18 protein-coding genes and 1 riboswitch are annotated in these 24072 nt (G+C 61.8%); of the genes, 14 read left to right on the top strand and 4 right to left on the bottom strand.

What is annotated here, in order from left to right; translation table 11 throughout:
• Position 1: 1 nt before the first annotated feature.
• From xseA to G453_RS0104175, 6 genes are all read left to right on the top strand, one after another.
• A complete protein-coding gene (gene xseA, locus G453_RS0104200) occupies positions 2-1468 on the top strand; it encodes an exodeoxyribonuclease VII large subunit (RefSeq protein ID WP_027190041.1) in 1467 nt (488 codons plus the stop codon).
• Entirely contained in the window at positions 1465-2370 is a 906-nt protein-coding gene (locus G453_RS22255) for a M23 family metallopeptidase (protein WP_043644359.1), read from the top strand. Before xseA ends, G453_RS22255 begins: the two co-directional genes overlap by 4 nt.
• Complete coding sequence (gene xseB, locus G453_RS0104190) at positions 2367-2597, top strand: exodeoxyribonuclease VII small subunit (protein ID WP_027190040.1); 231 nt, start codon at positions 2367-2369, stop codon at positions 2595-2597. Before G453_RS22255 ends, xseB begins: the two co-directional genes overlap by 4 nt.
• A gap of 1 nt (position 2598) precedes the next feature.
• Positions 2599-3486, top strand: coding sequence for a polyprenyl synthetase family protein (locus tag G453_RS0104185; protein ID WP_027190039.1), 888 nt, complete (start codon positions 2599-2601; stop codon positions 3484-3486).
• A 119-nt stretch (positions 3487-3605) separates the two neighbouring features.
• Positions 3606-5516: a 1-deoxy-D-xylulose-5-phosphate synthase gene (dxs, locus tag G453_RS0104180; RefSeq protein WP_027190038.1), complete on the top strand. Its 1911-nt coding sequence runs from the start codon at positions 3606-3608 to the stop codon at positions 5514-5516.
• On the top strand, positions 5513-6106 hold the full coding sequence (locus G453_RS0104175; RefSeq protein ID WP_027190037.1) for an NAD(P)H-dependent oxidoreductase: 594 nt from the start codon (positions 5513-5515) through the stop codon (positions 6104-6106). Before dxs ends, G453_RS0104175 begins: the two co-directional genes overlap by 4 nt.
• A 58-nt stretch (positions 6107-6164) precedes the next feature.
• On the opposite strand, the gene G453_RS0104170 is transcribed toward G453_RS0104175, so the two are convergent.
• Positions 6165-6548: a RidA family protein gene (locus G453_RS0104170; RefSeq protein ID WP_027190036.1), complete on the bottom strand. Its 384-nt coding sequence runs from the start codon at positions 6546-6548 to the stop codon at positions 6165-6167.
• Between the two features lie 195 nt (positions 6549-6743).
• Between G453_RS0104170 and G453_RS25985 the strand changes: the two genes are divergently transcribed.
• On the top strand, positions 6744-8855 hold the full coding sequence (locus G453_RS25985; RefSeq protein WP_051271625.1) for an ATP-binding protein: 2112 nt from the start codon (positions 6744-6746) through the stop codon (positions 8853-8855).
• 12 nt (positions 8856-8867) lie between these two features.
• On the opposite strand, the gene G453_RS0104160 is transcribed toward G453_RS25985, so the two are convergent.
• Positions 8868-9992: an acyltransferase family protein gene (locus G453_RS0104160; protein ID WP_235731692.1), complete on the bottom strand. Its 1125-nt coding sequence runs from the start codon at positions 9990-9992 to the stop codon at positions 8868-8870.
• 543 nt (positions 9993-10535) lie between these two features.
• On the opposite strand from G453_RS0104160, the gene G453_RS0104155 reads away from it, so the two are divergent.
• The gene (locus G453_RS0104155) at positions 10536-11129 is read left to right on the top strand and encodes an SGNH/GDSL hydrolase family protein (protein ID WP_027190034.1); all 594 of its coding nucleotides are present in this window, start codon (positions 10536-10538) and stop codon (positions 11127-11129) included.
• A gap of 37 nt (positions 11130-11166) precedes the next feature.
• On the opposite strand, the gene G453_RS0104150 is transcribed toward G453_RS0104155, so the two are convergent.
• Positions 11167-12210, bottom strand: a complete 1044-nt coding sequence (locus tag G453_RS0104150) for a glycerophosphodiester phosphodiesterase (RefSeq protein ID WP_027190033.1) — start codon at positions 12208-12210, stop codon at positions 11167-11169.
• Between the two features lie 224 nt (positions 12211-12434).
• Here G453_RS0104150 and serB point away from each other — a divergent pair, with 224 nt between their 5' ends.
• From serB to G453_RS0104130, 4 genes are all read left to right on the top strand, one after another.
• Positions 12435-13646, top strand: coding sequence for a phosphoserine phosphatase SerB (serB, locus tag G453_RS0104145; protein WP_027190032.1), 1212 nt, complete (start codon positions 12435-12437; stop codon positions 13644-13646).
• A gap of 129 nt (positions 13647-13775) precedes the next feature.
• Positions 13776-13982: riboswitch (cobalamin riboswitch) on the top strand.
• Between the two features lie 75 nt (positions 13983-14057).
• On the top strand, positions 14058-14165 hold the full coding sequence (gene cbpA / locus G453_RS27005; protein ID WP_084502086.1) for a modified peptide precursor CbpA: 108 nt from the start codon (positions 14058-14060) through the stop codon (positions 14163-14165).
• Complete coding sequence (gene cbpB / locus G453_RS0104135) at positions 14162-15619, top strand: peptide-modifying radical SAM enzyme CbpB (protein WP_084502085.1); 1458 nt, start codon at positions 14162-14164, stop codon at positions 15617-15619. The genes cbpA and cbpB overlap by 4 nt, the downstream gene beginning before the upstream one ends.
• 265 nt (positions 15620-15884) lie before the next feature.
• Entirely contained in the window at positions 15885-16775 is an 891-nt protein-coding gene (locus tag G453_RS0104130; protein WP_027190030.1) for a universal stress protein, read from the top strand.
• 118 nt (positions 16776-16893) lie between these two features.
• On the opposite strand, the gene G453_RS0104125 is transcribed toward G453_RS0104130, so the two are convergent.
• Positions 16894-20115: a DEAD/DEAH box helicase gene (locus G453_RS0104125; RefSeq protein ID WP_027190029.1), complete on the bottom strand. Its 3222-nt coding sequence runs from the start codon at positions 20113-20115 to the stop codon at positions 16894-16896.
• 69 nt (positions 20116-20184) lie between these two features.
• On the opposite strand from G453_RS0104125, the gene G453_RS0104120 reads away from it, so the two are divergent.
• Both G453_RS0104120 and G453_RS0104115 read left to right on the top strand, forming a co-directional pair.
• Complete coding sequence (locus G453_RS0104120) at positions 20185-21888, top strand: peptide-binding protein (RefSeq protein WP_084502084.1); 1704 nt, start codon at positions 20185-20187, stop codon at positions 21886-21888.
• On the top strand, positions 21885-24071 hold the full coding sequence (locus G453_RS0104115) for a RelA/SpoT family protein (RefSeq protein WP_027190027.1): 2187 nt from the start codon (positions 21885-21887) through the stop codon (positions 24069-24071). The genes G453_RS0104120 and G453_RS0104115 overlap by 4 nt, the downstream gene beginning before the upstream one ends.
• The last annotated feature ends 1 nt before the right edge of the window (position 24072 follow it).

Raw genomic sequence — 24072 nt, 5'->3', positions numbered from 1 at the left:
CATGCCGCATATCTTCCGCGTCGGCGAGATAACCCGCGCCCTGAAGGACGTGGTGGAAGGACAGTTCCCCTTTGTGCAGGTGCGCGGCCAGGTGTCCAACCTGGCGCGCCCCGCTTCGGGGCACGTCTATTTCTCGCTGAAGGACGAAGAGGCGCTCCTGAACGTGGTCTGGTTCAAGGGCAGCCAGTCCGGCGTCTCCCTGAACCAGACCGAGCGCTACGATCCCCTCACCGGCGAAGTCATGCAGGAAGGGGAGGGCGGCTCGGCCTGGCTGGCGGACGGCCTGGAGGTGCTCTGCGCCGGGAGGCTGACGGTGTATGCCCCGCGCGGGGCCTACCAGATGGTGGCCGAGCTGGTTCAGGACATGGGCCTGGGCAAGCTCTACCAGGAGTTCGAGGCCCTGAAGCGCACGCTGGCCGCACGCGGTTGGTTTGCTCCAGAACGCAAGCGCGCTCTGCCCACGCACCCCACGCGCGTGGCCGTGATCACGGCCCCCACGGGCGCGGCCATCAGGGATTTTCTGCGCGTGGGTAGTGCGCGCGGCACGGGTTGCGAGATACGCATCTTCCCGGCCCTGGTGCAGGGCGAGGCCGCCCCGCGTGAGATCACCCAGGCGGTCGACGCGGCCTGTGCGGACGACTGGCCCGAGGTGGTGGTGCTCATTCGCGGCGGCGGCTCCCTTGAGGATCTGTGGGCTTTCAACACAGAGGCCGTGGCCGGGGCCATAGAGCGCTGCCCGGTACCGGTGTTGTGCGGCGTGGGCCACGAGGTGGACACCACCATCGCAGACATGGTGGCCGACGTGCGAGCGGCCACGCCCAGCCACGCGGCCCAGCTGCTCTGGCCGGAGCGGACCGTGCTGGCGCAGCGCGCCGACGAGGCCGAGATGGCCCTGTCGCGGGTGTTCGCGAGATTTCTGGCCGCCAGGGAGCAGGCCCTGTCGCGCCTGGACAAGGCGCTTGGCTGGCTGTCCCCGGCCGGGCAGGTGCGCCGCCTGGAAGAGCGTCTGGAGTTGGCGGCAGTGCGGCTTTCGCGGGCGGGGCAGGCCATGACGCAGCAGCCGGAGCGCGTCCTGGCCGATGCCTCTGCCAGACTGTCTCGCACCGGGCGCGCGATCCCGGAGAGGGCGGGCATGCGCCTGGATGGGCTCACGCATCGCCTGGACGCTTTCGGCCCCGGCTGGCTGGACGGACTGGAGTCCCGGCTGGGAGAGGCTTCGCGCCGCCTGGACGCGGCAGCATCCCTGTCCGGGGAGCGGACGCAGGCGCGCCTTGCGCTTCTGGACGCGCGCCTCGCGGGCCTGGACCCGCGAAAGCCCCTGGAGCGGGGCTACGCCCTGGCCCGCAAGGCCGACGGAACATTTCTGCGCCGGGTGGACGAGGTCCGTCCCGGCGATGCCCTGGACATCATCGTCCAGGACGGCACGGTGAAAACCGGCGTCACCTCAGTGGAGCGACATTCATCATGATCCTTCGCGCGCTGCTTGCCCTCCTTCTGCTGGCCGTCACCGCGACGGTCCAGGCCGCCGTGCTGACGGAAGGTCCGTTGTCCGTCACCGTGCCGGAGTCCGTGGGCGAGGGGCAGGTGTTCCTGGTGGAAGTGAGCCTGCAAAACCAGGTGGAGACCGTCCTGGTGGAGTGGATGGGCCGCGCCACCGAGGTGACCATGACCAAGCGCGGCAACGTCTTCAAGGGGGAGCTGCTCCTTGGCGCGGGCCTTGGAACCAGGCACGCCCCCCAGACCATCCTGGTGGAGGCGCTGCGTCCCAACCGGCGCGAGATGGTGCTCGGCAAGATCGCGGTGACCGCCGTGGCCTTTCCGGAACAGCGCCTGAACCTGCCGCCGTCCATGGTCACGCCGTCCAAGGAAAATCTGGCCCGCATCAAGCGCGAGCAGGAGCAGGTCAATGCGGTCCTGGCCGTGGCCAGCCCCAGGAAATTCTGGAATTTCCCCTTCCTGCGGCCTGTTCCCGGCGAAGTGACCAGCGCCTTCGGCCTGCGCCGCATCCTGAACGGCCAGCCCAGGAGCCCGCACTCCGGCATCGACTTCGACGCCATGATGGCTGACCCGGTGCTTGCCGCCAACCAGGGGCGCGTGGCGCTCACCGGTGATTTCTACTTCAACGGCAAGTCGGTGTTCCTGGACCATGGGCAGGGCGTGTACACCATGTATTTCCACCTCTCGCGCATCGACGTGACGCCCGGACAGCACGTGGAGCGGGGGCATCTGGTGGGCCTCGTGGGCTCAACGGGGCGCTCCACCGGGCCGCATCTGCATTTCGGGTTGAAGATTCTCGGCCAGTCGGTTGACCCCATGCCCCTTTTCACGGCAGGAGGAGCGTTCGACCGGCAGGCCAAGGGGGGCTCATGAGCGCTCGAAAAGAGAGTTTCGAAAAGAATATGGACAGGTTGCAGCAGATAGTCGACCAGCTGGAGTCGGGAGAGCTGCCTCTTGAGAAGGGCGTCGCCCTGTACAAGGAAGGACAGACCCTGGCCGGAGCCTGCCGCAAGCAGCTGAGCGAAGCCAGGCTGGTAGTGAGCCAGGTTACCCCGGACGGCCTGTCGCCTTTCAATGCGGATTCGATCGAGGAGAACTGAAGTGCCGGTCAAACAACGTCTGATGAATTACGCTGGCGAGGTCGAGTCGTTCCTTCGCGGTTCCCTCAAGGGGCGGTGCATCCCCCCTGGCCTTCTTGAATCCATGGAATACAGCCTGCTGGCTGGCGGCAAGCGCCTTCGCCCGGTGCTGTGCCTGTGCTTCGCCAGGATGCTCGGCGCAGAGTCCAAATCCGTGCTGGGCTTCGCGGCTTCCTTCGAATTCATCCACACCTACTCGCTTATTCACGACGACCTCCCGGCCATGGACGACGACGACCTGCGGCGCGGACGCCCCTCCAACCACAAGGTCTTCGGCGAGGCCATGGCCATTCTGGCTGGAGACGGGCTGCTCACGGAAGCCTTCGGCCTGATGGCCCAGTCTGCATGCGGCTTGCCGTCCGACCGGGTGGTCCGGGCCATAGGCGTGCTGGCCCACGCGGCCGGAGCCGCCGGGATGGTGGGCGGACAGGCCCTGGACATGGCCTACACCGCCAAGGCGGGCGTGAGTCTGGAAGAGCTGCGCGAGATGCAGGCCCTGAAGACCGGGGCGCTCATCACGGCGGCCTGCGTCTGCGGGGCCGAGCTGGCCGGAGCAGGCGACGACCAGCTCCTGCGCGCTAGGAGCTACGGCCAGTCCTTAGGGGCGGCCTTCCAGATAGTGGACGACGTGCTGGACGTTGTGGGTGACGAGAAGACCCTGGGCAAGCCCGTGGGTTCCGACGAGGAGCAGGGCAAGACCACCTACCCGGCGCTCATCGGCGTGGACCGCAGCATGGATCTGGCGCGCCGCCATGTGGCCCAGGCCGTGGAGAGCCTTTCGCCTTTCGAGGGCGAGGAGGCCCAGTTCCTGCGCGATCTGGCCCAATACATGATCGACCGCGTCAGTTGACGCCAGTTTTTCAGTAAATTTGCTTCCGGCACGCAGTATTTTGTCGTGCCGCAACAATGCCAGCCTTTCCGGCAGCCGGAGTCCCGGCTCCTGAAACGCACCTGGGAGAAAGCCAACGCATGTCTCTGCTCGATGGACATCCCCTGACCATGCTCTCGCGCGTGAATTCACCTTCGGATCTGGCCGGACTTTCCACCGAGGAACTCTCCCTGCTGGCTGCCGATGTACGCGAACTCATCATCGGCACGGTCTCCGAGAACGGGGGACATCTGGCCCCGTCGCTCGGCGTGGTGGAGCTCACCCTGGCCATGCTCAAGGTGTTCGACCCCGCCACCGACAAGTACGTGTGGGACGTTGGCCATCAGGCCTACGCCTACAAGATCCTCACCGGACGGCGCGACACCTTCCACACCCTGCGCACCCAGCACGGGGTCAGCGGTTTTCCCCGCATGGCCGAGAGCCCCTATGACCACTTCGGTACCGGGCATTCCAGCACCTCCATCTCGGCGGCCTCGGGCATGGCCATGGCCCGCGACGTGCTGGGCAGGTCCAACAAGGTACTGGCCATCATCGGCGACGGCTCCATGACCGCCGGATTGGCTTACGAAGGCCTGAACCAGGCAGGAGGCGACGAGCGCGACCTTGTCGTGGTCTTGAACGACAACAAGATGTCCATCTCCAAGAACGTGGGCGCGTTGTCGCTGTTTCTGTCGCGCAAGCTCTCCAACCGCTGGATCACCCGCGCCAAGCGGGAGTTCGAGTCCGTGGCCAAGCTCATGCCCTTCGGCCAGGAGATGGTGGAGATAATCAAGCGCGGCGAGGAGTCCTTCAAAGGCTTCTTTACGCCGGGCATGCTCTTCGAAGCCTTCCATTTTAATTACGTCGGCCCCATCGACGGCCACGACCTGCCAAAGCTCATCTCCGTGTTCAAGGAAGTGCGCGAGATGAGCGGCCCGGTGCTGGTTCACGTGCTCACCCAGAAGGGGCGCGGCTACACCCCGGCGGAAGAAAACCCCACCTACTACCACGGGGTCGGCTCCTTCGAGCCGGAAACCGGCGAGATAATAAAGCTCTCCCCCTCCAAACTGCCCACCTACACCGACGTGTTCGGCGACACCCTGTGCAAGATGGCCGCCAAGGATCCTCGCATCGTGGCCATCACCGCCGCCATGCCTGAAGGCACCGGCCTGTCCTGCTTCTCCCAGCTCTTCCCGGACCGTTTCGTGGACGTGGGCATCTGCGAGCAGCACGCCGTCACCTTCGCGGCGGGCCTGGCCACCCAGGGGCTCAAACCCGTGGTGGCCATCTACTCCACCTTCCTGCAGCGCTCCTACGACCAGATCGTCCACGACGTCTGCCTGCAGAACCTGCCCGTCACCCTGTGCCTGGACCGGGGCGGGCTGGTGGGCGAGGACGGAGCCACGCACCACGGCGTGTTCGACATCTCCTTCCTGCGCCATATCCCCAATCTTGTGGTCATGGCTCCCAAGGACGAGGCCGAAATGCAGCGCATGCTGGCAACAGCCATGAATCACGAAGGCCCGGTGGCTATCCGCTACCTGCGCGGCGTGGGAATCGGCGCGGAATTGTCCGAGAATCCGGCCCCCATGCCCATTGGCCACGGCGAACTGTTGCGCGACGGCAAGGACGCCGTGATCATCGCCATCGGCAGCCGGGTGCTGCCTGCCCTCCAGGCGGCCACGGAACTGGAGGCCGAAACAGGGCTGTCCGTGGCCGTGTACAACGCCCGCTTCGTGAAGCCTCTTCCCGAGGCCGACCTGCTGGATCTGGCCGGACGCTTCGACAAAATCCTTACCGTCGAGGAAAATGCGTTGCAGGGCGGATTCGGTTCTGCCGTCCTGGAATTCTTGAGCGATGCCGGAGCCTTGACTGGCCAGACCGTAAAGCGTCTGGGCATCCCGGACCACTTCGTGGAGCACGGCCCGCAGAAGGCCCTGCGCGAGATGCTGGGCATCCATAAACAAGGGATCAAAACAGCGGTGCAAACGCTGGCGGGAGGCGACAAGTGATTTCCCTCATCCTGTGCCATCCAACCCCGGGCAGCTTCAACCATGCCATCGCGGATCGGGCCAAATCAACGCTTGAGGCCATGGGGCACGAGGTTGCCTACCACGACCTGTACGCGGAACGCTTCGCTCCGGTGCTGCCCGCCATCGAGGTCGCCCGGGACGGGTTCGTCCCGGATTTCGTGGCCCGGCACTGCAACGAGATAGCCGAGGCCTCGGGCATCGTGGTGGTGCATCCCAACTGGTGGGGCATGCCCCCGGCGGTGCTCACGGGCTGGGTGGACAGGGTGATGCGACCGGGGCTTGCTTACGAGTTCCTGGAAGGCGACAGTGGCGAGGGAGTCCCGCAAGGGCTTCTGAAAGCGGCGAGCGCGGTGGTGTTCAACACCGCCAACACCAGCCCAGAGCGGGAAGCGCAGGTGTTCGGCGATCCGCTGGAGCGCATCTGGAAGGACTGCGTGTTCGGGTTGTGCGGCGTGAACGATTTTCACCGCCGCACGTTTTCCGTGGTGGTCACCTCCACTCCAGAGGTGCGCGCCGCGTGGCTGGACGAGGCGGAGGCCACCATCAGGCGCGTATTCGCCAGGAACTAGGGTCTGTTCCTGCAAATGCTCTTCTAACGCCCCCGTCCGAGAGGACGGGGGCGTTTTATTATTTCTTGGCTATCACCTCGATCTCAACCAGCACGTCGCGCGGCAGCCGGGCCACTTCCACGCCGGAGCGGGCAGGGCAGGGCGCAGGGAAGAACGATGCGTACACTTCGTTCACCGCCTGGAAATCGTTCATGCTCTTGAAGAACACCGTGGCTTTCACCACGTCGGCCATGGTAAGGCCAGCGGCCTCCAGCACGGCCTTCACGTTAGTGAGGACCTGCCTGGCCTGGGTGGCCGCGTCGCCTTCGACGAGCTGCCCCGTGGCCGGGTCTATGGGTATCTGGCCGGAACAGAACAGCAGGTCGCCAGCCCAGACGGCCTGGGAATACGGGCCGATGGCGGCGGGGGCGTTCGTGGTCTCAACGATCTGTTTTGCGCACATAAAGAGTCTCCATTCGACAGGTTCATATCCCCATATCGCACTCGCGAGAAGAGGCCAAGCCGCTGGCAATGCTTCCCGGCATGAGGTACAGTCCATAAGAGTCTCGTCCGTCCGGCATCTATTCGCCATGTACGGAGTGTCCGGGCAGCAGCACGGCATTGAGAGATATTGCGTGGCACGCAGGCGGCAAAACTGATGGCCAAAGGTTCGCATAGCAGACTGATACTGACAGTGCTCCTGGCTCTGGCCTTGGGGATCGCCGCGTATGTCGCCTACAGCGTGAATTGGTACAGGCAGGACAGGGTTGCCCGCAGGGCCGACGAATGCCTGGCCTTGAGCCGAATGGCCGACAAGGCCGCCTTGGCCTTCGTGGATCGGTACGTCGCCCTGTTCCAGGGGGTTGCCAGGGTGCAGGCCGTACAGCGGCACGATGCGGCAGCTTCCTCGGAGCTGTTCAGGGAACTCTCCACAGCCTTCCCCGCTTGCGAGAACATCGCCGCCACCGGGATCGAGGGTTGTTTCTTCGCGTCCGCACGACCGCTCACGAATTCCACCCCATGCATCAGCTCAAGGGAATTTTTCCAGCGGCTGGCTTCGGGTGCGCCCTTGGCGGTCATGCAACCTCACCAGGGCCCCATAACCGGCGAGCTGGTCACCGGCGTCGTGGTCCCGATACCAGGAAAGGACGGTCGTTTCGAGGGCATCGTCGGAGCATCCATCGCATTTTCCGCCTTGAGCGTCCGCTGGGACGAACTGGTCGAATCTTCCGATCTTGCCCTGGTGGTCTACGGCCAGTCCGGGGTGGTTCATTACGCTTCCGGAAATTTTACCTCCCTGACGGGAGAAGGGCTGAACGGAAGGGCGGGGCCGCTGCACGCCATCCACCCCAAAGGAGGGACTCCCGTAACGGTATTCGACGGGGTGGAGTATGTCGCAGGGGTCGTGCAGTCATCCAGCAGCGGGCTGACCATGGTTTCGCTGACGCCCAGAAACGTCTCGCTCGCTGATTATTTCCGGTCACATCCGGAAACGTACTGGATCCTGACCTGCATGGCGCTGCTGCTTGCGACATCGGCGTACCTGCAATGGAAGGACCGCCAATGGATCAAGACCCTGTCCGCGAGCGAGAAGCGGTTCAGGATGATCCTGGAACATTCTCCTGTGGGCATCGCTGTTTATATGGCCGACACCGGGCAGTGCGTTGCCGCCAATGAGGCCATTGCCTCCTTGATAGGCGCTGACCTGGAACAGGTGCTTCGACAGAATTTCCTGGAAATCGAATCCTGGAAAAGCACCGGAATGTTCGAGCTTGCACAGAAGGCGCTGACCCAGGGCGGACCGCGCAGGATGGATCTGCGCATGACCACGACCTTCGGCAAGGATGTGGCGCTCGACTGCCTCCTTGCCCGGTTCGACGTGGACAAGGCCAGACATCTGCTGTTGATTGCCTCGGACATGTCCGAGAAGGCGCGCATGCAGGAAATCATGATCCAGACAGAAAAGATGATGAGCCTCGGCGGGCTTGCCGCAGGCATGGCACACGAGATCAACAACCCGCTGAGCGGCATCCTGCAAAGCTGCCAGGTGTTGATGCGCCGCATGAGGGACGACACGCAGGTCAACCGGGAGGCCGCCGTCCAGGCCGGATGCGCCCTGGAGAACATTTGGGGCTACATGGAACGCCGCGACGGCTACGCCCTGCTGCAGGGCATCCGGGACTCGGCGAAGCGGGCTTCGAACATCGTGGTCAACATGCTGGCGTTCAGCCGCAAGACCGGCGGCGAGATTGTTTCAGCCGACCTGAACGACCTGCTGGACAAGGCCATAGAATTGAGCCTGAACGACTACGATCTGAAAAAGAAATACGACTTCAGGAAGGTAGAAATATTAAGGGAGTACGAGCCTGGGCTGCCTCCGGTCGAGTGCACGGCAAACCAAGTCGAGCAGGTGGTCTTGAATCTGTTACGCAACGCCGCCCAGGCCATGAAGTGCTGCACGCCCGGAATGCCGCAGGCACGCCTTGTGCTGCGCACGCGGCGCGAAGACGGCTACGCGCGCATTGAAGTGGAGGATAATGGGCCAGGGATGGACGAGAATATCCGCAAGCGTGTGTTCGAGCCATTCTTCAGCACCAAACCGCCGGGGGAGGGTACCGGTCTGGGCCTATCCGTGTCGTATTACATCATCACGTCCAACCATAGGGGGACGTTCGAAGTGGAGTCGAAACCAGGCCATGGGACGAGATTCATAATCCGTCTGCCGTTTCAAGCTTCTCTTGCCACAGGCGACGATGAGTCTTCCAGCTGAGGCTGAAAAGACTCACCTCACAACTCTTCGTTGTCGCAGCCAGCCCAACAGCATCACCGCAGCCGTCAACACCCCAAGCAGAGCGACTGCCCAGAAGACGGACGCCACGTATTTGTCCCCCACCATGCCGAAGAAGCGGTCGAACAGGCAAAAGTGCAGGGTTTTCCCGTCGCAGAACAGTTCGGGGAGCGTGGTGACATAAAGCACCCGCGTCAGCAGTTGCGACGTCACGTAAACGAACAGGGCGTTCCTGCCCAATGCCAGAAATGGCGCGATCCAGGGACCATGGACTTTACCGTCGAGCAGGCGGTGAGCCGTCGCAGTCAGCATGATTCCGACGCCGCCTACGAAAAGAACGAAGGAACTGGTGGTGATCAGCTTGTTAATGGGGAACCACTCGTTCCAGGCCAATCCCGTCAGGTGCAGGCCAAGTCCCATGAGCACGACCACTGTCCAACCCGGTCCGTCTCCGCTCTTGAGCCAGCGTCCGGCGAGAACCCCGAACAGGGCCATGGCCACGCACGGTACGGTGCTGAGAAGCCCCTCAGGGTCCCAGGGTGTGTCATATTCCCATATGTGTCCCCGGAGCAGCGTCTGATCCAGCCAGCCTTCAAGGTTGTACTCCATATCCATGCTGGGACGGCCAAGGCCCGGAACCGGCACGAATGTCCAGAGCAGCCAGTAGCCGACCAGAATGCCCAGCACCGTGAGCACGATGCCGGACCTCGTCAATTTCATGTGCAGCCACAAGGCAGCAAGATAGACAACGGCAATGCGTTGCAACACGCCGGGAATACGCAGTGTATCCAGGTTGAAAAAGGGAAATCCGTTCACGAAAAGACCCAGCAGGAAGATGATGCCCGCGCGCTTGAGTGCTCTGGGCAGTAGATCCGAGGGGACCGCATCTGTCCGGACGGCAAGCGCAACGGAAACGCCCACCAGGAACAAGAACATGGGAAATATGAAGTCCACGGCAGTCCAGCCGTGCCAGCGCGCATGGACAAGCTCCCGGTAGACGTTCTCGGTGTCACCAGGGTTGTTGGCGACCACCATGAACGCCACGGTCAGGCCCCGCAGGAAATCAACAGAAACGATCCGGTTGGCGCATTTCGCACTCATACCTGCGCCATAGGGCACTTGACAGGTTTGCTCAAGGCCTCGGTGCACTAAAGTTGCCGCGCTTGGGTGGTGGGTGTCGGCGGATCAATTTGTCGACAGTAGGATGGATGAAATGCGCCCTGCTTGCATCGGAAGACGTACCCGTATGGCCCGATCATCCCGGCGGCGATGCCGCACATAAGGGAGGGACCCGTCACCGTCGTGCCTGCGCAAGTGCAATCCCTGCGTTCAGCCAGGATGCCCTGGGGAGGCGCGCTGCCCTTGGCGCTGTACGTCATTGGGAATTGCACTGGGATGCATATGAACAAGCACAAGCTTGTTGCAGATAGAGATACAGGCATGCTATCTTCATAACCAGACTACATGGCATATTTAATCTTACACATTGTGTATTTAATGTGCGCATGCCGTCTGACTTGATTTCCCGTCACACTTCAAGTTATCAATACGTCAATCCGCTTTATAGGTCGTTTGCAGTTGTGAATAATGGAAAGCGCCACTGTTTGTGTATGCATTCAGTCGTTATCCGATATGAAACTTTCTGAAAACGAGGAGGAACCTATGAAGCGTTTGATGCCCGCCCTGATTCTCATTTTTTTTCAGGTATCCAGTACTGTTGAATGCAACGCGCAATCATATGTTCTTGTTGGTGATTCCATGATGTATGGATTTGACAACTTCCTCTACATGCTGCCGCAAGACACTATAAACTTGGGACTGACCATGTCAGTCTCGTCGTATGTCGTACAGGTCGCAGGATCGGCGTCTGCATCGAAACCAAAGGCAATATTTATAGAAACTGGAGTAAACGACATAGGAAAGAATTCATTTGAGCAACTATCCGCAAACTACGATCTGGCATTGCAGACAATTCAAGACGTGTCGCCACAGACAAAGGTCTATGTAAATGCCATATTTCCTTCCAACTTCGTGGATTTCCCGAAAAGTTACGATTTTACAAATTCGACTGTAAAAACATATAATCAGGAAATTTCAAGAATTGTATCGTTGCATCCCAACACAACGTTTCTTGATTTTACGCAACAATTTTCCGACGTGTTGGGAAACCTGAGAAAAGAGCTGAGCTCCGACGGATTGCACCTCAACCGTGCGGGATATGAGCTCTGGTCTTCATTGCTGAAGCCGTACTTCTAAAGGGGCGTGGCGTTCCCGCCACGCCCCGCAGCAGGTATTATTTCAGGAACTTGTCGCGCGCCTTCACCGCCGTGTCGGAGAAGTCCGAGAACACTCCGTCCACGCCGAGTTTGAAGAACTGCATGTATTCGGCTTCAGGATCGCCCTTGTATTCGGGAGCGAGATAACGCGGTTCGTTCCTGAATGTGTAGGGGTGGACCACCAGTCCGGCCTTGTGGGCGTCCTCGATCAGGCTGCCTGCGGCTTTCAGGGTCTTGTCCGGGTTCTCGCCCACGATGAGCCGCTTCCAGGGGCCGATGCCCTTGGCGAAGGCCGCGATGGCTTTGAGTTCCTCGGGCTTGGTGAGGTCCGCGTAGGTGCGCTTGTCGTTGGCCACGACGAAGTCGTAGGGGCGCATGTCGGGCTCGTCGTAGAGAAAGACCAGGGGCACGTTGATCATCGTGTGCATGTCCTTGAGGTTCTGGATCTCGAAGGACTGGATGAACACAGGCGAATCGGCCTTGTCCCACCCCGCGGCCTTGAGCGCCTTGACCAGTGGCACCTCGAGCCCCAGCCCGATGGAGCGGAAGTAGCTCGGGTGCTTGGTTTCGGGGTAGATCCCGATGGTGCGTCCCTTTGCCTGGCTCTGCTTCTTGGCCAGGTCGATGACTTCCTGGAAGGTGGGCACTTCATACTTGCCGTCGTGGGAGTGGTCCCGGAACTCCAGGCGTTCCTTGGCGCGCAGGGTCTTCAGTTCCGCCAGGGTGAAGTCCTCGGTGAACCAGCCTTCGACTTTCTGGCCGTCGATGGTCTTGGTCGCTTTGCGGGCCGGGAACTTCTCGGCCACGTCCGTGGTGCCCGAAATTTCGTTCTCGTGGCGGGCCACCAGCACGCCGTCCTTGGTGGAGACGAGGTCGGGCTCGATGAAGTCCGCGCCCATCTCGATGGCGAGTTCATAGGACGCCAGGGTGTGTTCCGGGCGGTAGCCGCAGGCGCCGCGATGGCCGATGACGATGGGGGCCTTGGATGCCGCCATGGCTGCTTCCTCCAACATGGGTGTCATGAGGGCGATGAAAGCCAGACAATACTGAAGAAATCGCATGGTGTCTCCCGGTTGTTTGGTCGGTTCGTTGTTTCAATCGCGCGAGTTTCAGTAACATCCGGCGCGTGTCGGCGGGGTTCCGGCATGCAATATTTTGCGTGCCGCCGCCCGGAGCGGGGCGGTATGCTATGGCGCGCACCTCCCTGCAAAGCCCGCACTCCGCCATTTACCCCGGACGCGTTTTGTGGAAACATCCGCCGACTTTCCGTACGCAAGGATCATTCATGAAAGACCTCATGCTCGTACACATCTTCGGGGCGGACCGCCCCGGCATCACCTCTGCCGTCTCGAGCCTGCTGGCCCAATACGGCGTGGATATACTGGACATGGGACAGGCCGTCATCCACGACGCCCTGTCGCTTGGCATGCTGATCCGCATCCCCGAGGGCGGCGAGGCCGCTGCCGTGGTCAAGGACCTGCTCTACCAGGCCCATGAGATGGGCATAAGCTGCAAGTTCACTCCGGTCAGCTCCGAGGGATACAGCCACTGGGTGGACGCCGCCGGGAAGCCCCGCTGGATAGTCACCCTGCTGGGGCGCACCATAAGCGCCGGCCAGGTGGCCGCCGTGGCCCAGGTGCTCACCGCCAACGGCCTGAACATCCAATCGGTCAACCGCCTCACGGGCCGCCCGCCCCTGGACGACGCCGATCCGCAACGCCCGGCCTGCATTGAATTCTCGGTACGCGGAAATCCCGGCGACGTGCGCGCCATGCGCATGGCCTTCCTGGCCATCGCCGCCGACATGGGCGTGGACATCGCCCTGCAGGAGGACAACGCCTTCCGGCGCAACCGCAGGCTGGTGGCCTTCGACATGGACTCCACGCTCATCCGGGTGGAGGTCATCGACGAACTTGCCAAGGCCTGGGGCGTGGGCGAACAGGTCTCGGCCATCACCGAATCGGCCATGCGCGGCGAACTAGATTTCCGCCAGAGCCTGGCTAAACGCCTGAGCCTCCTGAAAGGCATGCCCTCTGAAATGCTCGAAAAAGTTGCGGAGCACATTCCCCTGAACGACGGCGCCGAGAAGCTGGTGCGAAACCTCAAGCGCTTCGGCTACAAGACGGCGGTCATCTCCGGCGGCTTCACTTATTTCGGCGAGAAACTGCAAGCCAAGCTCGGCATCGACTATGTTCACGCCAACAAGCTGCGCATCGTGGAAGGCAAGCTCACCGGAGAGGTGGACGGTGAGATCGTGGACGCCCAGCGCAAGGCGGAGTTGTTGCAGAGCATCGCCCGCAACGAGAACATCTCGCTCATGCAGACTATCGCCGTGGGCGACGGCGCCAACGACCTTCCCATGCTGAACCTGGCTGGCCTTGGCATCGCCTTCCGGGCCAAACCCGTGGTCAAGGAAGGGGCTGGGCACGCCATCTCGACCCTTGGGTTGGACGCAGTGCTCTACCTGCTGGGGTTCAGGGACAGGGACATGGAGTAGGGCTCCATTTCCCAGGGAAATGGGTCGTGCGGATGAAATGCGGCAATCGCGGCGGCGCAAATCGTTTTGGTGTTGTTTCCGCAGCCAGGGGAACCGGATTGAGCACGAGCTGCCTGAAAGGGCGGACGTGCATTGACAGCACCATCCGATCTGGCTAATTTTATTGAACGACATCTCGGAACACGGTGCGAATCCGTGGCGGACCCACCACTGTAAGCGGGGACGCGGGAGGGCATGGCGCATTGCCGGCCACTGGCGGATATTCTCCGTTGGGAAGGCTTGCCCCCCAGCGGACGATCCGTGAGCCAGAAGACCTGTCGTACGTCTCTCTATCGGAATCCGAAGGTAAAGGGTTCTGACGGGCTTAGCCTGTCAGAACCCTTTTTTTGTTGCCAACCACAGGAGGAACACATGGAAAAGAAGAAGGAAAACAAGGACGTCATCGCCATCCGCAAATCCTGCAACGCCGACGGCACAGGCCTGTCGCACTACATCCTCATGGACAAGAAAGCGAAATGAATCCCGACCACAACGCCTCGGAAGCGGCCTCCACCGGGGGCCGCTTCATTGATACAGTCCATGGTCCAGCATCGGAGGCTTCGCCGCGCTTCATCAATACCGGCCATGGCCCCACCTTTCAGCCCGTGGACATCGGCCACTCGGACTATCTGGCCCTTATCGAGCCCGACAGCGCCTTCTGGTCCCTGGTGAAAAAGGACAAGTTGGGCCATGCGCTGACGGACTCCTCGTTCCTGGACGCCTACCGCGCCAAGGCGGGCCGCTTTCGCGAGGAAATGGATGGGTTGCGTTTCGGGCTCACGCCCTCGGCGGTCTACTTCAACCCCACCGAGCGCTGCAACCTGAACTGCACCTACTGCTACATCCCCGGCGACATGCGCTCCAAGGGCATCCACATGAGCCCCGATACGCTGCTGGACGCGCTTTCCAGGCTGAAGGCCCATTTCACAGCCACGATGCCTGAGGGCCGCAAGCCACAGATCATCTTCCACGGGGCGGAGCCCCTCATGAACCGCGAAGCCGTATTCCAGGGCATCGAGGCCTTCAAGGATGATTTCCGCTTCGGCGTGCAGACCAACGCCACCCTGCTGGACGAACAGGCCGTGGAATTCCTGACCGAGCGCAACGTGGGCGTGGGTATCTCTCTGGACGGCGTGGACGCCGCAATCGCGGACAGTACTCGCAAGACCTGGAGCGGGGAGGGCGTATCACATCTGGTGCGCCGGGCCATGGACATGCTGCGCGGCTACTCCGGGTTCAACGTCATCTGCACCGTGACCGCAAAAAATATCGCCACGCTGCCCGAGGTGGTGGAGTTCTTCCACACGAACGAAGTGGAGACCTGCCTGTTGAACATCGTGCGCTGCACACTGCCCGGCGCGAGAGAGATCATGCCAGGCGACCAGGACGCCGGTCGGCAGTTCGTCTCGGCCCTGGAGCGCAGCCACGAGTTGTACCGCGAGACCGGGCGCAAACTGGTGGTGGCCAACTTCGCCAACATCCTGCTGGCCATCATGGCCCCCACGGCCCGGCGGCTGATGTGCGACATCTCCCCCTGCGGCGGCGGGCGTTGCTTTTTCGCCCTGGCCCCCAACGGTGACATGTTCCCGTGCAGCGAGTTCATCGGCCTGCCGCACTTCAAGGGCGGCAATCTGTTCACGGACGCCATCGGCGACGTGCTGCAAAGCGCCCCCTTCGCCCAGGTCACGGGCCGCAAGGTGGAGGACATCACACCGTGCAACCGCTGCGCCATCCGCCACTTCTGCGGATCGCCGTGCCCGGCTGAGGCCATCGAAATGAACGGGGCCATGAACCGCATGGGAGCGTTCTGCGGGTTCTACGAAGACCAGACACGCTACGCGCTGCGCTTGATAGCCGACGGCAAGGCCGACGACTTCCTGTGGGACGGCTGGGACAGCGAGGCTGAGACGGTGTTCGAGCTGACGGGGTTGTAATGGGACCTTGCCGACTGGAAGATTTTCATTCCAGCGCATTTGGCCCTTGATAGGCCGCGCATGCCTGCAAGCATGCGCGGCCTTTTGCTTTTTCGCTGATCATGAAATGTGTCGCCGCCCGACTTGACGGATTCCCTCTGGAAAATTCGTCTTCCACAATCCGAATAATATTCCCAGGCGTCCCAGGCCATGCTATTGGTTGAAGGAAAAAGCCGGATATCCGCCCGAAATACGCAACGACCATCATCCCTAAAGGAGGCGCCTCATGTTCAAGAACATCCTGGCCCCCGTCACGTCCTCGAAGTCCTGCGAACAAGCTGCCGATGTAGCCATCACCTTCGCCCGGCGTTTTGAATCGAATCTGGTGCTCCTGAACGTCCAGGGTTTCGAGCATAAGTGGGGCGAGGCGGAGTTGCTGGACAGACCGGAGGAACTCCAGAAGATTGAAACCGACATGGCCAGGCACTTCGCCGGGAGGCTCGCTGGGGTGCCGGGGCACAAGATAGTCGTGGCCCAGGGGGTCCCCCATGTGGAGATACTGCGCATGGCGCGCGAAATGGAGGCCGACCTCATCCTGATGTGCCCGTACAGGAGGGAGTTACCGCAGATGAAGGATCTGCTCTGGACCAGGGTCGGACACACTCTGGAGCGCGTCATCCAAAACGCACATCACCCCGTGATGCTGGTCACCCACCCCGTTTCCTCGGATGGGCAGATATTCCGGCACGTGCTGGCCGCCACGGGCCTCTCGGGAAAGGACAGCTTCTGCGTGGAGTACGCCGCCCAACTGGCCAGGAAGTGCGGGGCGAAGCTCACGGTGTTCAGCGTCCTGGATGCCGACGCCGGGGCCGCGAACCTGCCTCAGGAGGAAATCGGCCGCATCGCCGGGGAGCGCATGACCCGGATGAACGTCGAGTACGGCGACATGGTGAAGGACGTGAAGGACGTGGAGTACGTTTGTTATGAAGGGCAGACGGCGGTGGAGATCCTCAAGCTTGCCCGGCTGCGCGGGGTGGATGTGATCGTGATGGCCCACCACACCCGCGAGGCGGACCTGGACTGCGCGTTCGAGAGATCGACCGTGGTCCATGTGGCGTTTCGGGCGTTGTGCCCGGTGGTGAGCATCAACCGGAAGTTCCAGATGCCTGGTGGTTAGGAGTCTCGGAGACGCTGCATGAATTGGGACTGCGGCACACGCAGTCCTGTCCTGAAATTTGAAAGGCCGGTCCGCGTGTTGCGGACCGGCCTTTTATTATGCGTCGGGATTGGTCGCTCTACACCTCAAACAACATCTCCAGATCGTTCCTGGTCAAGCTCTTCCAGGCGTCCTGCCCAGGGATGATCGCATCCGCGATTCCCTTCTTCATTTCCTGAAGCTTCAGGATCTTCTCTTCCACGGTGTTCGAGCAGATCAGCTTGTAGCTGAACACCTGCCGCTTCTGGCCGATGCGGTGCGTGCGGTCCGTGGCCTGATTTTCCACGGCGGGGTTCCACCACGGGTCATAGTGGATGACGTAGTCCGCGCTGGTCAGGTTGATGCCCGTGCCGCCCGCCTTCAGCGAGATCAGGAAGATCGGGATTTCCGGGGTGTTGTTGAAGCGGTCCACCTGCTCGAAGCGGTCCTTGCTGGAGCCGTCCAGGTAGCAGAAGGGCGTCTGGTTGATTTGCAGCCAGCTGCGGATGATGTGCAGCATCTGCACGAACTGCGAGAACACCAGCACCTTGTGGCCTTCCTCCACCACGTCGGTGACGAGGTCCTTGAAGGTGTCGAACTTGCCGGAGGGCAGGTTGGTGTTCACGCCGGGCATGTCCAGCTTGAGAAGCCTGGGGTGGCAGCAGATCTGGCGCAGCTTCAAAAGCGCATCCAGGATGGACATCTGGGACTTGGCCATGCCCTTTTCGTCCACGTCGCGCAGCACCTGATCGCGCAGCTTCTTGGCCAGCTGCGAGTACAGCTCGGCCTGCTCGTCGATGAGCGCGCAGTACTGGACGTTCTCCACCTTGGGCGGCAGGTCCTTGGCCACCTCGGACTTGGTGCGGCGCAGGATGAAGGGCTTCACGCGACCGCGCAGGTAGTCGAGGGTTTCCTCGTCGCCGTCCTTGATGGGCTTCACTATGCCGCGCTGGAAGGAGTTCTGGCTGCCCAGGAAGCCGGGCATGAGGAACTCGAAGAGGCTCCACAGCTCGAAGAGGTTGTTCTCAATGGGCGTGCCCGAGAGGCACAGGCGCATCTTGCCGTTGAGGCGCCGCACGGACCGCGCAGTTATCGTATTGGGGTTCTTGATGTTCTGGGCTTCGTCCAGGATGATGGAGTTGAACTCGAAGTTCAAAAGCTCATCCAGGTCGCGCCGCAGCAGGGCATAGGTGGTGACCACCAGCTGCGACTCGGCGATCTTCTTGAACATCCCCTCGCGCTTGGCCCCATACACGATGACCCGCTTGAGGTTCGGCACGAACTTCTCGGCCTCGCGGTCCCAGTTGGGCAGCACCGAGGTGGGCACCACGATCAGGTTGGGGGCCTTGTTTCCCTTGTCGGACAGATGCTGGATGAAGGACAGCGTCTGCACGGTCTTGCCCAGGCCCATTTCGTCGGCCAGGATGCCGCCGAAACCGTACTCCCGCAGGAAGTTCAGGTAGGCCAGGCCCTGGAGCTGATACGGGCGCAGCTGCGCGTTCAGCTCGGCGGGCTGCTTGATGGGCTTTATCTCCTCGAAACTATGGATCTTTTCGCGCAGGCTGTTCCGGAAGGAGTCCGTGTGCGCCTCGGGCAGATCCTCAAGGATCTTGTCCAGCACCGGGGCCTCGAACTGCTTGAAGCGCTTCTGGGGCGGCTTGTCCGGGTCGTAGCCCAGGGCGCGCAGCTTGTGGCCGATGCGCTTGAGCCAGCTCTCGGGCAGGCTGGTGTAGGAGCCGTCTTTCAGCTGCACATAGCGCTTGCCCTGGGTCCAGGCCTTCCAGATCTTGTCGATGGGCACGCGCTGGTCGTCGTATTGCACGGCCAGTTCCAGGTCGAACCACTTTTCCTTCTCGTCGGACTCGACCTCGGCCACAATGACCGGCTGGGAGAGGCGCACCTTGTAGCGGGTGAGGTTCTTCTCGCCGTAGACGCGGTACTTTTCCACCAGCTTGGGGTAGGCGTCCAACAGGAAGACGATGGCCTCTTCCGGCTCCAGGAACCAGTTGGCGTTGTTTCGCGGCTGGAACTCCATCTCCTGGAGCTGGGCGATGAGGGCCGCCTCGGCGTCCTGGTCGCGCGCCAGGAGGAAGCTCTTGCCCTCGAAGGCGTAGGAGCCGGTCTGGAGCTCGGGGTTGGGGCCTTCCTGGAAGATGTCGCCGTGCTCGGTCTCGTAGATGTTCTGCACCTGGAGGGTCAGCAGGCTTCCTTCTTCGTCCAGGTAGAGTTTGGGATTGTAGTTGGCTGGCAGGAAATTGGGCTTCATGCGCTCCAGGAATTCCTGCTGGCCGTGGAGGTCCGAGGTGGGGAACTTGGTCCAGACGCGGTCCAGGAACTCCGACACGTCCGCTCCGGGAATTACCGGCGGATTCTCCACCATCTCCCGGATGAAGGGCGCGGGCAGGCCGGTCTGCACGGGATAGAAGCTCTTGTTCCAGCACACCCACAGGGGCAGCTGGCCGTAGAAATAGGTCTCCTGGCCCTGAATGGAGAAGGGGGCCTTGCCGGGGCGCGCCAGGTAGATGTCGAAGCGCAGGCCCTGTTCCTCGTCCATGATGGGGCGAAGCTGCAGGCGCATGGTGGAGCGCTCGATGCGCACCGGATGCTCGGTGTCCTGCCAGTAGAGATAATATTCCTTGCCGATGGACCACAAGAACCAGGAAATGAGTCCTGCCGGGATGTCCACCCGGTGGCCGCGATAATCCAGGAAATGCCCGATCTGTTCGGCCAGCAGGGGCAGGCTGGGCGCGGTCTCGCACCAGTCGGGGTTCTGGATGATCTGCTCGAGCGTTATCTCGGTGTGCACCTGGGAGAGGCCGGATTTGTTCTGGCGTCCCCTGAAGAAGGCGACTTGCAGGCGTCCCGGTTCGGGGAAGAACCTGTAGATGATGTAGTGCTTCCCGGCCTCCGGTTCGAAGGCGGTGGAGAAAAAGTGGCGGAAGCTCTGACGCCATTCCACGTTCTGCTTGGCCTGGGCGTCGTGCTCCTGGCTCTTCTTGCCGTCGAGCGATTTCAGGAATTTGAGTGCGGTCGCGCCTACGTGGCGGCACACTCCGGAAAAGGAATCGGGGCAGTTGCAGAAGAATGTTACGGTTTCTTCCTCAAGGTTCAACCCCAGTTCGGAAGTGTAAACCTGGAAATCATCCCCCTGGACTTGTCCCTCCAAATCCCAGTAATGTTCCCGCTTCTTGACGTCGATTTTCTGGACGCCGTCCTGCGCGACGATTGAATGCGAGCCGTCAATGATATACTCAGGGATCGTCTCCCGGACAAACTCCTGGAGGAGTTGTTTGGCTTTACCATCCTCGTTGGTGAGGGCCATGTCGCTCGATACTCCGTTGCAGCGCAAAAATGTGAAAAACCCTGTACCCATTGCCTAACCACACACTCTATGCATTTTCAACAGCAAAGCAAGCATTTCTCCCGCCTTGGGCGGAATTTCACACTTCCAGCGGTCTTGTTCTGTATTTTTGCCCTGTTGGCGGCCGGATGCGACTCTCCCAAGTCCGGCGAATCGCTCACGGGCGACCCGGCCGCGTCCGCCCGTGCGGCGCCCGGAGACGAGAAGCCGGAGCAGGGCGGGCGCATCACCATGGCCACGCTGGGCGAGCCCTCCAACCTCATTTCAGTGTTGTCCACAGACTCGGCCTCCCATGAGGTGGCCTCGCTCATCTACGTATCGCCCTTGCGCTACGACAAGAACATCGTCATCGAGCCCTACGCCGCCGAATCCTTCCAGGTACTCGACGGCGGACGGCACCTGACCTTCAAGATGCGCGAAGACATCCGCTGGTTCGACGGCACGCCCCTCACCGCCGAGGACGTGGAGTTCACCTACAAGGTCATGGTGAACCCCAACACGCCCACGGCCTATGCCGGGGACTTCATGGCCATCAAGGAATTCAGGCTGACCGGGAAATACACCTTCGAGGTGTTCTACGAGAAGCCCTTCGCCAGGGCCGTGTCCACCTGGGCCCAGGACATACTGCCCAAGCACGCCCTGGAGAACGAGGACCTGACCAACACGAAGTACTCGCGCCAGCCCATGGGGGCCGGGCCGTACAAGCTGAAGCAGTGGGTGGAGAACCAACGGGTCATCCTGGAGGCCAATCCGGACTATTTCGAGGGCAGGCCCAACATCGACGAGGTGGTCTACCGCATTGTGCCGGACCAGACCACCCAGTTCATGGAGCTCAAGGCCGGAAACCTGGACTACATCGGACTGACGCCGCCGCAGTATCTGTTCCTCACCAGCGGCAAACAGTGGGAGCGGGACTTCCGCAAGTACAAATACCTGGCCTCGTCCTACGCCTACATGGCCTACAACCTGGAGCACCCCCTGTTCAGGGACAAGGCGGTCCGACAGGCCCTGGCCCACGCCATAGGCAAGGAAGAGATCATCAAGGGAGCGCTGATGGGCCTGGGCGTGCCGACCATCGGCCATTATAAACCGGACTCCTGGGCCTACAATCACGATATCGCCGACTACGAGTACGACCCGGGCAAGGCCCAGATGCTCCTGGCGCGGCTGGGGTGGAAGCGCGAAACGCCCACAGGGCCGCTCATGAAGGACGGCAAGCCCTTCGCATTCTCCATCATCACCAACCAGGGCAACGAGCAACGCATCAAGGCCTGCGCCATCATCCAGGCGCAGATGGCGCGCATCGGCATCCAGGTGAAGGTGCGCACCATCGAGTGGGCCACGTTCATCAAGGAGTTCGTGGACCAGCGCCGCTACGAGACCGTGCTGCTGGCCTGGTCCATCCCGCAGGACCCGGACGCCTTCGACGTGTGGCACTCCTCAAAGATAGCCAAGCCGGGTCTCAACTTCGTGGGCTACGCCAATCCAGAGGCCGACGCGCTGCTGGAACAGGGGCGAAACCTCGTGGACCCGGCCGGCCGGAAGCCCATATATGACCGGTTTCAGGAAATCCTCCACGAGGACCAGCCGTATTGTTTCCTGTACACCCCCTATGCACTGCCCATCCTGACGGAGCGCGTCCACGGCGTGGAACCGGCTCCGGCGGGAATTTCCTGGAACTTCGTCCGCTGGTGGATTCCTGCGTCCCAGCAAAGAAATACCTACGCCAAATGATCCGCATCAACGAAATCATGGACAAGGTCTCGCCCTACATGGACCAGGCCGGGCAGGACCTCATCACCAAGGCCTATGTGTATTCTGCGGCCGCGCACGCCGGACAGGTGCGCCTTTCGGGCGAACCCTATCTCTCGCACCCCCTTGAGGTTGCCAACATCCTGGCGGAAATGCGCCTGGACGCTCCCAGCATCGCGGCGGGACTGCTCCACGACACCGTGGAAGACACCATCGCCACCATCGACGAGATCGAGGAGCAGTTCAGCGAGGAAGTGGCCGACATCGTGGATGGCGTCACCAAGATAAGCCTCATGTCCTTCGAGTCCAAGGAGGAGGCCCAGGCCGAGAACATCCGCAAGATGGTGCTGGCCATGGCCGAGGACATCCGGGTCATCCTGGTGAAACTGGCGGACAGGCTGCACAACATGCGCACCATGGACTTCCAGAAACCCATGAAGCGCCAGCTCATCAGCCAGGAGACCATGGACATCTATGCGCCCCTGGCCAACCGCCTGGGCCTGCACAGACTTAAAGTGGAACTTGAGGATCTGTCCTTCAAGCACCTGAAGCCGGACATCTACGACCAGCTGCGCCAGGGCGTGGACGAGCATGAAGTCCTGGACGAGACCTACATCGAGAAGGTCATTGAGATCATCCGGAACCTCATGGACGAGCATGGCATCAAGGGCAGGGTGCTCGGGCGCAAGAAGCACCTGTGGAGCGTGCACAACAAGATGAAGGCCCAGGGACTGGCCCTGGACGAGGTGCACGATATCGTGGCCTTCCGCATCATCGTGGGCAGCCTCAAGGACTGCTATGCGGTGTTGGGCCTGGCGCACTCGGTCTGGAAGCCGGTGCACGGGCGCTTCAAGGACTACATCTCCATGCCCAAGGCCAACATGTACCAGAGCCTGCACACCACGGTGATAGGCCCGGACGGCGAGCGCATCGAGATACAGATCCGCACCGAGGAGATGAACCAGCTGGCCGAGTACGGCGTGGCCGCCCACTGGGCCTACAAGGAGCGCAGCAAGGCCGGGAAGATGGCCGCGCGCGACGCCGAGCGCTTCACCTGGCTTAGGCAGATCATGGACTGGCAGCGCGAGGCCACGGACTCAAAGGAGTTCATGCACTCGCTACGCTACGATCTGTTCCAGGAGGAGGTGTACGTCTTCACCCCCAAGGGCGACGTGAAGGAGATGCCCGAGGGGGCCACCCCCGTGGACTTCGCCTACGCAATCCATACGGAGGTGGGCAGCCACTGCACCGGGGCCAAAGTCAACGGCAAGCTGGTGCCGCTCTCCACGCCGCTGAAAAACGGCGACGCCGTGGAGATCATCACCGACAAGAACCGCAAGCCCAGCAAGGACTGGCTCAAGTTCGTCAAGACCGCCAAGGCGCGCACCCGCATCAAGCACTGGGTGAAGACCCAGGAGCGCGAGGAGGCCATAGCCCTGGGCAAGGAACTCCTGGAAAAGGAGGGCCGCAAACACGGGCTCAGCGTGGCGCGCCTGACCAAGGAGGACGCCTTCGCCCCGGTGCTGGCCGAGTACAACTTCCCCGGCATGGACGAACTGCTGGTGGCCATCGGCTACTCCAAGCTGACCCCGAGGCGCGTGCTGCGCGCCTTCCTGCCCAAGCCGGAGGCTTCCGCCAAGACCGAAGGCCAGACCGCCGAGGCGCAGGCGGCCCAGGCCGCCCATGCGGCGGAAGCGGCCAAGGGCAAGGTGGGGGAATCCATCCGCATCAAGGGCGTGGACAACGTGCTGGTAAACTTCGCGGGCTGCTGCACGCCGCTGCCGGGCGAACCGGTGATCGGCTACATCAGCCGGGGCCGGGGCGTGATCGTGCACACCCACGACTGCCCGAACCTCGCGAGCCTTGAGCCCGAAAGGCTGCTGCAAGTCTCCTGGGAAGGGCAGGAGGACAAACCGTATCCGGCCAAGATCGCCATTCTGGCCCGCAACAAGAAAGGCGTGCTGGCCAAGATCTCCGCAATTCTCTCCGACGATGGCGTGAACATCGACTCCGGCACCTTCAATTCCAGCGTGGACGGACGCACGGAGATCGTTTTCACGGTCGAAGTGAAAGACTCCGGGCATCTCTACCGCACTATTGACCACCTGCAGAAGCTTCCCGAGGTCATCGAGGTGAAGCGCAACGTGGACGAGACAATGAGGTAGG

This window comes from Fundidesulfovibrio putealis DSM 16056, from assembly GCF_000429325.1.
GTDB lineage: Bacteria > Desulfobacterota > Desulfovibrionia > Desulfovibrionales > Desulfovibrionaceae > Fundidesulfovibrio > Fundidesulfovibrio putealis.
The sequence above is the reverse complement of the archived record's forward strand: the minus strand, read 5'-3'. Positions and strand labels throughout refer to the sequence as shown.